General features: G+C 72.4%; 12 protein-coding genes. 6 read left to right on the top strand and 6 right to left on the bottom strand.

From position 1 onward, the window contains the following. The first annotated feature begins 45 nt into the window (after nucleotides 1-45). Genes FB554_RS16495 through FB554_RS16485 form a run of 3 tightly spaced genes read left to right on the top strand, consistent with a single transcriptional unit; the run spans nucleotide 46 to nucleotide 3,295 of the window. The gene (locus FB554_RS16495) at nucleotides 46-1,245 is read left to right on the top strand and encodes an iron-containing alcohol dehydrogenase (protein ID WP_142007764.1); all 1,200 of its coding nucleotides are present in this window, start codon (nucleotides 46-48) and stop codon (nucleotides 1,243-1,245) included. After that, a complete protein-coding gene (locus tag FB554_RS16490; RefSeq protein ID WP_236022183.1) occupies nucleotides 1,242-2,621 on the top strand; it encodes a MadS family sensor histidine kinase in 1,380 nt (459 codons plus the stop codon). The genes FB554_RS16495 and FB554_RS16490 overlap by 4 nt, the downstream gene beginning before the upstream one ends. Next, complete coding sequence (locus tag FB554_RS16485; protein WP_142007763.1) at nucleotides 2,618-3,295, top strand: MadR family response regulator transcription factor; 678 nt, start codon at nucleotides 2,618-2,620, stop codon at nucleotides 3,293-3,295. Before FB554_RS16490 ends, FB554_RS16485 begins: the two co-directional genes overlap by 4 nt. Nucleotides 3,296-3,700: 405 nt before the next feature. Here the strand turns inward: FB554_RS16485 and mftM are convergent, their stop codons facing one another. From mftM to FB554_RS16455, 6 genes are all read right to left on the bottom strand, one after another. Continuing rightward, nucleotides 3,701-4,597: a mycofactocin oligosaccharide methyltransferase MftM gene (gene mftM, locus FB554_RS16480; protein ID WP_142007762.1), complete on the bottom strand. Its 897-nt coding sequence runs from the start codon at nucleotides 4,595-4,597 to the stop codon at nucleotides 3,701-3,703. After that, on the bottom strand, nucleotides 4,594-6,123 hold the full coding sequence (locus tag FB554_RS16475) for a VWA domain-containing protein (protein WP_142007761.1): 1,530 nt from the start codon (nucleotides 6,121-6,123) through the stop codon (nucleotides 4,594-4,596). Before FB554_RS16475 ends, mftM begins: the two co-directional genes overlap by 4 nt. Before the next feature lie 3 nt (nucleotides 6,124-6,126). After that, nucleotides 6,127-7,371: an AAA family ATPase gene (locus tag FB554_RS16470; RefSeq protein ID WP_142007760.1), complete on the bottom strand. Its 1,245-nt coding sequence runs from the start codon at nucleotides 7,369-7,371 to the stop codon at nucleotides 6,127-6,129. Next, nucleotides 7,368-8,660 (bottom strand): NDMA-dependent methanol dehydrogenase, encoded by a 1,293-nt coding sequence (gene mdo, locus FB554_RS16465; protein ID WP_142007759.1) that lies wholly within the window; start codon nucleotides 8,658-8,660, stop codon nucleotides 7,368-7,370. Before mdo ends, FB554_RS16470 begins: the two co-directional genes overlap by 4 nt. Before the next feature lie 165 nt (nucleotides 8,661-8,825). Then, a complete protein-coding gene (locus FB554_RS16460) occupies nucleotides 8,826-8,957 on the bottom strand; it encodes a methionine/alanine import family NSS transporter small subunit (protein ID WP_142007758.1) in 132 nt (43 codons plus the stop codon). Next, nucleotides 8,954-10,501: a sodium-dependent transporter gene (locus FB554_RS16455; RefSeq protein ID WP_142007757.1), complete on the bottom strand. Its 1,548-nt coding sequence runs from the start codon at nucleotides 10,499-10,501 to the stop codon at nucleotides 8,954-8,956. Before FB554_RS16455 ends, FB554_RS16460 begins: the two co-directional genes overlap by 4 nt. A 199-nt stretch (nucleotides 10,502-10,700) precedes the next feature. Here FB554_RS16455 and mftA point away from each other — a divergent pair, with 199 nt between their 5' ends. Genes mftA through mftC form a run of 3 tightly spaced genes read left to right on the top strand, consistent with a single transcriptional unit; the run spans nucleotide 10,701 to nucleotide 12,357 of the window. Next, a complete protein-coding gene (mftA, locus tag FB554_RS16450) occupies nucleotides 10,701-10,841 on the top strand; it encodes a mycofactocin precursor MftA (protein WP_142007756.1) in 141 nt (46 codons plus the stop codon). Further along, a complete protein-coding gene (mftB, locus tag FB554_RS16445; protein ID WP_142007755.1) occupies nucleotides 10,841-11,107 on the top strand; it encodes a mycofactocin biosynthesis chaperone MftB in 267 nt (88 codons plus the stop codon). Before mftA ends, mftB begins: the two co-directional genes overlap by 1 nt. Continuing rightward, the gene (mftC, locus tag FB554_RS16440) at nucleotides 11,104-12,357 is read left to right on the top strand and encodes a mycofactocin radical SAM maturase (protein WP_142007754.1); all 1,254 of its coding nucleotides are present in this window, start codon (nucleotides 11,104-11,106) and stop codon (nucleotides 12,355-12,357) included. The genes mftB and mftC overlap by 4 nt, the downstream gene beginning before the upstream one ends. The last annotated feature ends 2 nt before the right edge of the window (nucleotides 12,358-12,359 follow it).

Below are 12,359 nucleotides of genomic sequence, written 5' to 3'. Positions count from 1 at the left end.
GATCAGCCGCCCGGGACTCCCCGGCCGACGGTGTGGAGGCAGTCGATGACCGACGCGCGAGTGCTGCGCCCCGCGGCCGACAGCGGCCCGGCGCCCTCGCCCCTGGTGAAGTTCCAGGCCCCCGAGATCGTGTTCGGTCCGGGCGCGCTCGCCGAGGCCGGCTACGCCGCGCGGCGGCTCGGGGCCCGCCGCCCGCTCGTGGTCACCGACCCCGGCATCGTCGAGGCCGGCTGGGCCGACCTGCTGCTGGGGCACCTGCGCGCCGCCCACCTCGAGCCGGTGCTGGTGACCGAGGTGACCCCCAACCCCAAGGAGGTCGAGGTCGCCGCGGCCTGGACGACGTACGCCGAGCGCGGCTGCGACGTCGTCGTCGGCATCGGCGGTGGCTCGGTGATGGACGCCGCCAAGGGCGTCGCGATCCTCGCGGGCAACGGCGGGTCGATCCTGGACTACCGCGGCGTCGACCAGGTGGCCGAGCGGATCCCGCCGATGCTGATGATCCCGACGACCTCCGGCACCGGCGCCGACGTCAGCCAGTTCTGCATCGTCACCGACACCACGCGCCACGTGAAGGTCACGATCATGGGCCGGGCGCTGGTGCCCGACATCTCGCTCACCGACCCGCGGCTGCTCATGACGATGCCGGAGTGGCTCGGCGCCGCGACCGGCCTCGACGCGCTGACCCACGGCATCGAGGCGTTCGTCTCGCGCGCGCACAACCCGCTGGCCGACGTGCACGCGCTCAACGCGATCGGCCTGGTCGACCGCCACCTCGTGCAGACCATGTCCGACCCCGACGACGTCGAGGCCCGCAGCGGCATGGCGCAGGCGAGCCTCGACGCCGGCCTGGCGTTCACCAACGCGATCCTCGGGGCCACCCACGCGATGAGCCACCAGGTCGGCGGGCTCCTCGACGCCCCGCACGGCGTCATCAACGGGATCCTGCTGCCGCACGTGATCCGCTACAACGCCGAGACCGACCCGTCCCGATTCGTCGACGTGGCAACGCGATTCGGGATCAAGACCGACGGCGTCCCCTCCGACGTCGTGGCCGACGCGCTGGCCGAGCGAGTGCGCATCCTCGCCGACCAGGTCGGGGTGCCGCGGTCGCTGCGCGAGCTGGGTCTCGACGAGAGCCACCTGGCGGTGCTGTCCCGCAACTCGCTCGACGACGCGTGCCTCACCACCAACCCGCGCGCGTCCGACGCCGCCGACATCGAACGCATCTTCCGGGCCGCGCTGTGACCGACCCGGCCGCCGGACCCGACCTCGCGCACGACCTGTCCCGGCTCACCGGGGTGCGCTCGGGCAAGAACTCCTACTACCCCGCCTTCGTCCGCTCGACCGAGCGGATGCAGCAGACCGTGCGGGCGATGGACCGCATCTCGCGGGCGGTGGTGCGCACGGTCGAGGGGCCGCGCGGCCTGCTCGAGGAGGTCGCGCGGGCCGCGGCCGGCCACGTGCACGCCGAGTGGGCCGTGCTCGCCCTCTCCGACGGGCACCTGCAGGGCGCACGCCCCCGCTTCGTCGCGGTCGGGCCCGACGGCGAGACGCGCAGCGACGCGGACGAGCTGCCCGAGGGCGTACGGCTGGAGCTGGCTGCGGTGCGCTCGGGCTATGCCGCGCCCACCGCCCGCGACGACGGGTGGGTGCGGGTCGCGATGCACCTGGAGGGCCGCCAGGTCGGGGCGCTGTCGACCCGCCACGGGCTCACCCACGAGCCGGAGCCCGAGGACCTCGCGGTGCTGCGCATCCTCGCCAACCAGGCGGCGGTGTCGCTGCACACCAGCGAGCAGTACCAGGCGGGCGTCACGCTGCACCGGCGCGCGCAGCGGCTCAAGCGCGAGGCGCAGGCGCAGGCGCGCGACCTCGCGGTGCGCACCGAGCAGCTGCAGCGCTCCGAGCAGCGCCTGGCGGTCGCGCTGCAGCGGGAGCTGGTCGACGACGAGCGGCACCGGATCGCCCGCGAGCTGCACGACAGCGTCACGCAGTACGTCCTGTCCGCCGGCATGGCGCTCGAGCTCGCCCGGGGCGAGGCGGCCGCCCGCGAGCTCACCGCGCTCGCCGACCAGCTGACCGAGGCCAAGACGCTCACCCAGACCGCCGTGCAGCAGCTGCGGTCGGCGATCTACGCCCTCGCCCAGGAGCACTCCGGCGTCGCCACGTCGCTCGAGGAGCTGATCAACCAGGTCGCCGCGAACCACCGGTCGCACCTGCACATCCGCGTGGTCGCCGAGGGCCGGGTCACCGACGTCGGCGAGGGCGTACGCCACGAGCTGGCTCGGTCGGTCGGCGAGGCGCTGTTCAACGTCGCCGCCCACGCACGCGCGTCGAAGGTGGTCGTGCGGCTGCGATACCGCCCCGAGGCGCTCACCGTCTCGGTCGCCGACGACGGCCGAGGCGACCCCACCGAGCTGCGCCGGATGCTGCGGCTGGAGCGCAAGGACGTCGGCGACGGCCGGCACCGCGGCCTGGTCAACATGGCCGACCGGATGGCTGCGCTCGGCGGCTCGCTCGCGTTCCGCCGAGCCCGGCTCGGCGGCATCCGGGTCGTGCTGCACCTGCCGCTGCCCGTGCCCGAGACCCCCACCACCCCCACGATCACCGCGGAGGCGAGATGACCCCGACCAGCACCACGCGCCGGCACCCCGAGGGCGAGACGATCCGGGTGATGCTCGTCGACGACCACGCGATCGTGCGGCAGGGGCTGCGCTCCATCCTCGAGCGCGACGACCACATCGCCGTCGTGGCCGAGGCGTCCTCGCGCGGCGAGTGCGTCACGGTGCTCGACCGCACCGAGCCCGACGTGGTCCTGCTCGACCTGAAGCTGTCGACCTCGAGCGACACCGAGGGCCTCGACCTCGCGCGCGAGATCGCCGAGCGGCACCCGCAGGTCGCCGTGCTGGTGCTCACCACCTTCCTCGACGAGGCGCTGGTGCTCGAGGCGGTGCGGGCGGGCGCCAAGGGCTACGTCGTCAAGGACGTCGACACCGACGCGCTCATGCGGGCGATCCACGACGTGAGCCGGGGCGAGTCGGCGTTCGACGCGCGCAGCGCCGCCGCCATGGTGCGCGGCATGCAGCGCCCCGCCCCCGAACCCACACAGGAGCTGTCGCCGCGCGAGCAGGAGGTGCTCAGCCTGCTCGCCCGCGGCATGTCCAACCGCGAGATCGGCCGCAAGCTGTTCGTCAGCGAGACCACCGCGAAGTTCCACGTCGGCAACATCCTGCGCAAGCTCGGGGTGTCCAGCCGCGCCGAGGCGGTCTACGCCGCCAGCAAGCAGCAGCTGATCTGAGCCGCGGCGAACGGGCTCCCCGGGGGGCACGCTCCGCCGGAGGACCGCCAAGACGTGCGCCCCACCGCACGGTCGGGCGGAGGGCCGCCGAGGCGTGCGCGCCCGAGCGGGTCGGCGGGGGCACCTTCTGCCGGAGGACCGCCGAGACGTGCGGCGCCCGGCTGCATTTCGTACGTCCACGCACGATCTGAGGACACCGCCCCCGGGATCCCGCGGCCCCCCGCTGCATTTCGTACGTCAACGCACGATCTGAAGACACCGCCCCCGGGATCCCGCGGCCCCCGCTGCATTTCGTACGTCAACGCACGATCTGAGGACACCACCCCCGGGATCCCGCGGCGCCCGGCTGCATTTCGTACGTCAACGCACGATCTGCGGGGGTGCGCGGCGCGGCGTGGGGCGGGCTCAGCGGGGGCGGTCGAGCACGAGCCAGCCGCCGTGGTGCTCGTACGACGTCCAGGCCCAGTCGGTCTGCTCGCCCCAGGCGCGCACGTCGGCCAGCGTGAGGCAGCGCAGGTGGCCGAACTGCTCCTGCGGCTCGCGGTCGAAGGGCACCGCCACGACCACCCGGCGGCGGGCCAGCCGGCACGCCTCGCGCACGACCTGCACCGCGACGTCGGGCTCCACGTGCTCGAGCAGGTGGACCACCAGCACCGTGTCGGCGCACCGGTCGGGCAGCGGCACCCGCGACGCGTCGGCGACGAGGGTGCGCACCGGCACCTGCAGGCTGGCGCTCATCTCGGCGAGCAGCGCCACCGTGCCGGGGGCCAGGTCGCTCGCGGTCACGTCGAGCCCGCGCGCGGCCAGCCGCAGCGCCTGGAAGCCGAAGCAGCTGCCGAGCTCGAGCACCGACGGCCCGCGCACCAGCTCGGTGACGTGCGCGTGCACGGGCGCGAACTGCGCGATCGACCCGCGCCCGGTCGGCGTGCGGATCTCGTCGTCGAGCCGGCGGATCGTGTTGCGGTAGAACCGGATCCACGCCTCGCGCGGGTCGTCGGCGCAGGTCAGCACGACCCCGGTGAAGATCTCCTCGAACAGCTCCGCCCCGCGCACCCACCCGGGGTCGAACAGCTCCTGGGTGAGCAGCCCGGCGAGGTCGTCGCTCACGTCGGCGGCCGTCAGCGCGTGCTCCACGAGCAGCGCGTCGCCGGCACGGCTGACGTCGAACGTCGGCGTGCGCGTCATGCCGAGCCGACGTCCGGCGCTCGGGCGACGACGGCGTACGACCACACCGGCCGAGCGATAGACCCCGCCCGGGCACGGGCGGAACGCGTCGAGGTCGACGTCGCCGAGCCCGGTCACCGCGCAGCCTCGGCCATGGTGTGCGAGAAGTCGCGCAGCTGGTGCAGGTTGCGGACCACCTCGACGCGGTCGCAGTAGTCGGCGTACAGCGGCAGGTCGCACCGGCCGAGGCCCCAGGAGTATCTCGGCTCGGGGGTCAGCCAGACGACCGAGCGGGCCCGGCGCGCGATCTCGGCGAAGGTGCTGACTGCGGGGTCCTTGCCGTTGCCGCGGCCGTCACCGATGACGACGACGGTGGTGCGGTGGGTGACGGCCGAGCCGTACTCGTCGAGGAACTGGTGCAGCGACGCGCCGTAGTCGGAGTCGGCGTCGACATCGATCTTCCCGCCGTCCGACTTGCCGGTCATGATCAGCGAAAGCGCTTGCTGCACATGGTGATCCGCGAACACGCCGGTGATCTCGGCGCACTCCGCGACGAACGCGAACGACCGCACCTGCGACGCGACCGACTGCAGGCTGTGCACCAGGTGCAGCGCGAACCCCGACGTGGCGCGCACCGACAGCGAGACGTCGCACAGCACGACCAGGCGCGGCCGGTCCTCGCGCTTGCTGACCAGCACCGGCCGGAACGGCACCCCGTCGAAGCGCATGTTGGTGCGCATCGTGCGCCGGCTGTCGATCGTGCCGCGACCGGTGACGTGCCGCCGCGGCCGGGGCGCCCCGCGCAGGCTGCGCAGCAGCCGGCGCAGCGAGTCCTCGAAGGCCAGCCGCTCGGACTCCTCGACCACCTCGGCGCGCGCTGCGGCGGTGGCGATCTGCTCCTCGCTCTCGACCTCGGCCTGCAGCAGCTGCTCCAGGTGCCGCCGCAGCGCCTCGGGCAGCGCCTCCAGCAGTGGCGCGAGCCGCTCGCGCAGCTCGGCCAGGTCGGGGTGCGCGGCCGGGTCGTCGCGCTCGTCGTCGGGCTCGCCGAGCCAGCTCAGCAGCGCCATCTCCTCGGCCACCGACAGCTCGGCGTCGACCACGAGCCCCGGGTTGCTCGTGAGCTTCCCGGGGGCGCCGGGGTTGTGCATCCGCGAGGTGGTGATCTGCACCCGCGCGGCCTCGCCCGGCGAGACCTGCCCGTCCTTGGAGACCACGACCTCGTCGGTCATCGAGGCCATGTCGAGCTTGTTGGCCTCCTGGTGCAGGTTGTACTGCTGGGCCAGGTCCTCGGGCTTGAAGAAGTCGCGGATGTCCTTGGGCCGGTCGTGCGAGTGCCCCTGCTGCGGGGTGTCGCCGAGGTCCTCGGACAGGGTGAACTCGGTGAGCTCACCCTCGTCGCTGAGGTCGTCGTGCGCGTGGCTGTGCTCCTCCTCCTGCGGCACGACGGCCCGCAGCCGGAAGAACCGGTCGAAGACGTCGTCGAACACCTCCAGGTCGCGCCGGTCCTTCACCAGCGACACCGCGAGCGCCGAGCGCAGCAGCTCCCGGTCGGCGACGATGCCCGGCTGCGCGGCGGCCTCGACCGCGTCCAGCGCCTCGGCCACGCTGATCCGCAGACCGTGCAGCCGCAGGAACCGGACGAACCGGTGCAGCGTGGCGTCCACGGGTCAGACCGGGCGCCGTCGCGCGCCCCGCCGGCCGAACGAGCGCTCGCCCTGGCCGGGCGTCACCGTGCGCGGGGGCAGCGGCGTGTCCGCGTCGCGGTTGGCGTAGGCCGCGCCGTGCCGTCCGGGGGTGTCCTTCTCCCGGCGTACGGCCGTGCCGTCCGGCTCGGACCCGCCCGGCTCGGCGGTGGCCGGCCCGGCCGCCGATGACGTACGCCGTCCCTCCTTGTCCTTCTCGTGCCCGTCGTCGTGGTCGTGGGAGTGGCTGTGCCCGTGGTCGTGCGCGTGGTGGTCGTGGGCGTGCAGCGACTCGGGGACCTCGGCGTTGGGGTCGAGCAGCCGGGGCACCTCGCGCGCCGCGAGCGCCAGGTCGCGCTCGTACTTCATGACCACGTTGAGGGTGTCGGCGAGCACGCCGGGGGTGAGCTCGTCGACGCCGAGCACCGCGAGGGTGCGGGCCCAGTCGATGGTCTCGGAGATGCTCGGCGACTTGCGCAGGTCCAGCTCGCGCAGCCCGCGCACGACCTGGACCAGCTGCTCGGCCACCGAGTCGGCCAGCCCGGTGTCCTTGGACCGGATGATCTCCAGCTCGCGCTCGGCGGCCGGGTAGTCCAGGAACAGGTGCAGGCAGCGCCGCTTCAGCGCGGCCGACAGGTCGCGGGTGTTGTTGGAGGTCAGCAGCACCATCGGGGTGGTCTGCGCGACGAACGTGCCGACCTCGGGCACCGACACCTGATACTCCGCGAGCAGCTCCAGCAGCACCGCCTCCAGCGCCTCGTCGGCCCGGTCGACCTCGTCGACGAGCAGGACGACCGGGTCGCTGGACTGCACCGCCTCGAGCAGCGGCCGGGGGGCCAGGAAGCGCTCGGAGAAGAACACGCTGTCCTGCGCGGCGATCCGCTCGACGGCGGCCGGCAGGTCGGGCGCGTCGGCGATGACCTGGCCGATCTTCTCGCGCAGGATCTGGGTGTAGAGCAGCTGCTTGCCGTAGTCCCACTCGTAGAGCGCCTTGGTCTCGTCCTGGCCCTCGTAGCACTGCAGCCGCAGGAGCCGGCGGCCGGTGGCCGCCGCGACGCTCTGCGCCAGCTGCGTCTTGCCGACGCCCGCCGGCCCCTCCAGCAGCAGGGGTTTGCCCAGCGCGGACTGCAGGTACGCCGTGGTCGCCAGCCGATCGTCGGTCAGGTAACCGACGTCGTGCAGGCGGTCACGGGCGTCCTGCACCCCTGCGAAGTCCGGGTCGGGTGTCACGTCAGCAGGTCGTCCAGGTCGCCGTTCATGGCGTGGTCGACGACCGGCCGCACCGTCTCGAACGTGCACTCCTTGGGGTTGCCAGGGGTGCACGCGTCGCCGAGCACGTGGTTGGTGATCCGGTCGACGTCCTCCTTGTCGCCCTTGATGGTCGGCGCGTTCTCGTAGTACTTCGTCGGGCCCTCGCCGAGCCGGTTCTTGGAGTAGCTGTCCTTGGTGACGTCGGTGAACTTCTCGGTGATGCCCACGTCGCGCAGCAGCCGGATGGCCGCCTCGAGCGCGGCGTCGGCGGCCTGCACGTCGGACATGCCGTAGGTGTCGACGCCCATGACCTCGGCCATCTCGGCGAACCGCTTGTAGTGGGTGGGCATGTTGAACGCCCACACCCGCGGCAGCGCGATCGCGTTGTTCAGCCCGTGGTGGGTGTCGTAGAACGCGCTCACGGCGTGCGAGATGGAGTGGATGATGCCGAGGCCGCCGGAGTTGAACGCCTGCGCGGCGATGTACTGGGCGTACATCATCCCCTCGCGGCCGGCGAGGTCCTGACCGTTCCAGGTGGCCTCGCGCAGGTTCTCGGCGGTGAGCTTGACCGCGCGCAGCGCGTTGCCGAGGGAGGGCTCGAAGTTCAGCCGGGAGACGTACGGCTCGCTCGCGTGGGCGAGCACGTCGAACCCGCACTGGGCGGTGTAGTCGACCGGGCAGTCGAAGTAGAGCACCGGGTCGTCGACGGCGAGCGAGGTGACCGAGGCGTCGTCGAACGCGACGTACTTGTGCGGGTTGTCCGGGTCGGTCGTGGTGTCGGTGATGACGTACGCCCACGAGGTCTCCGAGCCGGTGCCGGCGGTCGTCGAGACGGCGATGTGCGGCGGGTTCTTGGGGTTCTCGCTCTTGTTGAAGCCCTCGAACTCGTTGACGTTGCGCCCGTCGTGCGCGACCGAGATGCGCGCGCCCTTGCAGGCGTCGTGCGAGGAGCCGCCGCCGATGGACACGAACGAGTCGCACTCGTTGTCCTGGTACATCCCCACGGCGTCCATGACGTTGTAGTCCTTGGGGTTGGACTCGACCTTGTCGTAGACCACGACGTCGAGGCCGTGGTACTTCATCGACTCCACGATCTTGTGCACGATGTCGGTCCCGCGCAGGCCGGACGTCATCACGAGCGTCTTGCGGAAGCCGAGCTTGAGCGCCTCCGGGCCGATCATCTCGTGCGCGCCGGGGCCCATCAGGGCACGGGGGAAGGGGTGGAACTCCTTGATGGGGAACGGCTTGAGCAGCTCGTCGACCTGCATGGGGGTCTCCTCGTCGAGGCGGTGGCGGGGACCGGGAAGAACCCGGCCACCTCGACGCTAGGGAGACCCCGCGGTGGCGAGCACCGGCTGCTCGGTCGCCCCTCGCTGACCGTCCAGCCAGCCGAGGTGCCTACCCGTCCGGTGAGGAACGGCGAGGTCGGTCGCTCACAGGTCGCGGCGCAGCTCGTCCTCGCGCGGCGCCTCGGGGCTGCGGCGCAGGTTGACGATCGCCACCCCGAGGCCACCCCAGATGACCAGGATCGCCACGATCATCATCACGATGGCGGAGGTGTTCATCGGTCGACTCCTTCGGTCTCGGGCTCGGGATCGCGCAGCGCGTCACGGTCGCGCCAGGGCAGCTGGGCCAGGGCGAAGCCGACGACGATCACGCCGGCCGCGGCGGCCCAGCCGAAGGTGACGAGCATCCACGTGGGGAAACCGCCGTACGGCTCGGCCAGGTCGGCGCGCAGCGCCTCGACCAGCACGTAGATCAGGGCGATCGGGGCGAGCACGCCGATGAGCGCGCGCCACCAGGTGCCGAGCTTGACCGTGCCGCGGCGGTTGAGGTGGTCGGCCAGCAGCGGCAGCGCCCGCAGGCCCCAGGTCATCACCAGCATCGAGACGACCGCGACGAGCAGGATGCCGAACTGGTTGATGAAGTGGTCGAGGATGTCGAGCACGTGCAGCCCGCTGGTGGAGGAGAACAGCGCCAGGCTGATCAGCGCGGCCGGCACCGAGACGGCCAGCGTGGCGGCCACCCGCGACAGGGCGAACTTGTCGCGCACCGCGGAGATCACGACCTCGATGACCGAGATCAGCGAGGTGAGTCCGGCGATGACCAGCGACCCGAAGAACAGCACGCCGATGAGCGCGCCCGCAGGGGCCTCGCTGATGATCGCGGGGAAGGCGATGAAGGCCAGGCCGACCCCGCTCTCGGCGACCTCGCTCACGGCCACGCCCTGCGCCTGGGCCATGAAGCCCAGCGCGGCGAAGACGCCGATGCCGGCGAGCAGCTCGAAGCCGGAGTTGGCGAACCCGACGACCAGGCCGGAGCCGGTCATGTCGGTCTTGCGGTCGACGTAGGAGGCGTAGGTGATCATGATCCCGAAGCCCACCGACAGCGAGAAGAAGATCTGGCCGAACGCCGCGGCCCAGACCGACGGCTCGGTGAGCGCCCCCCAGTTGGGCGTGAACAGGGCGTTGAGGCCCTCGGCCGCGCCGGGCAGGAACAGCGAGCGCACGACGAGCGCGCCGAAGGCCAGGATCAGCACCGGGATGAAGATGACCGAGGTCGCGCCGATGCCCTTCTGCACGCCGAGCACGAGCACCGCGATGAGCGCCGCCCACACCAGCACCAGCGGGATGAGCACGCCGGGCACGAAGTCGGCGGTGACGCCGGGGTCGCTGACCTGCAGGAAGTCGCCGGTGAAGAAGGCGGCCGGGTCGTCGCCCCAGGCGTGGCTGAACGAGAAGATCGTGTAGCGGATCGCCCAGGCGATGATCGCCGCGTAGTAGACCGCGATGCAGAAGCAGATCCCGACCTGCCACCAGCCGAGCCCCTCGGCGCCCTTGCGCAGCCGCGCGAACGACAGCGGCGCCGAGCCGCGGAAGCGGTGACCCAGGGCGTAGTCCAGGAACAGGAACGGGATGCCGGCGGTGAGCAGCGCGACGAGATAGGGGATGACGAAGGCTCCGCCACCGTTCTCGTACGCGACGTAGGGGAAGCGCCAGATGTTGCCCAGCCCGACGGCGGAGCCGATCGCGGCGAGGATGAACACCTTGCGGGAGGCGAAGGCTCCCCGCTCGGCCGATTCGGGTGCGGTGCTGTCGATCGCGGCCATGGGGGCAGTCTGCCGCTCCGGGGAGGGCCCGCGTGGGACGTGTCCGAAATCGTGACCGGCTGTCCATCCCGACAGGTGGCGACTGGTCGAGCGGCGGGTGCTGGTGGCGCGCACCGCTTCCTAGCGTGGACGACGCGCCCCACGGCGCCGCGGCCCGGCGTGACCGGCCCGTGCCCGTCTATCGCCCGAGGAGCTGGCCATGGCCGCCGAGGAACTCGTCCAGGAAGCCACGCAGGAGCCCGAGACCGCCGCACCCGCCGAGCTGGTCGCCACCGACGAGGTCGTCGCCGACGAGCTCGTCGAGGACGTCTCGATCGACGGCATGTGCGGCGTCTACTGATGCTGACCGAGGCCTGGTCGCTGAACGGCTCGGTGGCGCTGCGCCCCGAGCCGTTCGGCGCCCTGGCCTACGACTTCACCACCCGCCGGCTCACCTTCCTGAAGGACCCGGCGCTGGTCGACCTGGTGCGCGCGCTCGAGCAGCACCCGACCGTGGCCGCCGCGCTCGACGCCGTCGGCGTCGCCGAGGAGCAACGGCCCCGGTTCTGCGCCGCGCTGGGCCGGCTGGCCGACCAGCAGATGATCACCAGGAGGACCGCCGCATGACCGCGCTCGCCCCCGCCCCCACCCGCCTCGTCGACCACTTCGAGCTCGGGCTCGACGCGCCGATCTGCCTGACCTGGGAGCTGACGTACGCCTGCAACCTCGCGTGCGTGCACTGCCTCAGCAGCTCCGGGCGGCGCGACCCGCGCGAGCTCACGACCGAGGAGTGCAAGGCGCTCATCGACGAGTTCGAGCGGATGCAGATCTTCTACGTCAACATCGGCGGGGGCGAGCCGACGGTGCGGCCCGACTTCTGGGAGCTGCTCGACTACGCCGTCGAGCACCACGTGGGAGTCAAGTTCTCCACCAACGGTTTTCGCATCACGCCCGAGCGGGCGCGGCAGCTCGCGGCGACCGACTACGTCGACGTGCAGGTGTCGCTCGACGGGGCGACCGCCGAGGTGAACGACCCGATCCGGGGCGCGGGGACGTACGACGCCGCGCTGCGCGCGATGGCCAACCTGCGCGACGCCGGCATGACCGACTTCAAGCTGTCGGTGGTCTGCACCCGCGAGAACATCCCCCAGCTGGACGAGTTCAAGCGGATCGCCGACGAGCACGGCGCGCAGCTGCGGCTGACCCGGCTGCGGCCGGCGGGGCGCGGCGCCGACGTGTGGCACGAGCTGCACCCGCTGCCCGAGCAGCAGCGCGAGCTCTACGACTGGTTGGTCGAGCACGGCGACGGGGTGCTCACCGGCGACTCGTTCTTCCACCTCAGCGCCTTCGGCGACGCGCTGCCCGGGCTGAACCTGTGCGGCGCCGGTCGTGTCGTCTGCCTGGTCGACCCGGTGGGCGACGTCTACGCCTGCCCGTTCGCGATCCACGACGAGTTCCTCGCCGGGTCGGTGCGCGACGGCGGCTTCGGGCACGTGTGGCGCGAGGCCGAGCTGTTCCGCTCGCTGCGCGAGCCGCAGACCGGGGGCGCGTGCACCTCGTGCTCGGCGTACGACAGCTGTCGGGGCGGGTGCATGGCCGCCAAGTTCTTCACCGGGCTGCCGCTGGACGGCCCCGACCCGGAGTGCGTGAAGGGGAACGCCGCCGGTCTGCTCGACGCGGCCGACGCGCGCCCCGCGCCGTCGCAGGACCACTCGCACCAGGGCACCGTGCGCAACGCGCCGGCGCCGGCTGGTGGCCGTGGCGCGTCGGGCGCCGGCCGGGGCGGTCCGGTGCCCGTCACGATCGGGCGGCGACCCCCGTCGCCGTGCGACGAGAGCCCGCTGTCGCCCCGGGACCTGCCGCTCGTCGGCGGCTGACC

It is taken from the genome of Barrientosiimonas humi (assembly GCF_006716095.1).
In the GTDB taxonomy this organism is placed as follows: Bacteria; Actinomycetota; Actinomycetes; order Actinomycetales; family Dermatophilaceae; genus Barrientosiimonas; species Barrientosiimonas humi.
Note: the sequence above shows the minus strand (reverse complement) of the source record. Positions and strands in the feature narration are given on the sequence as shown.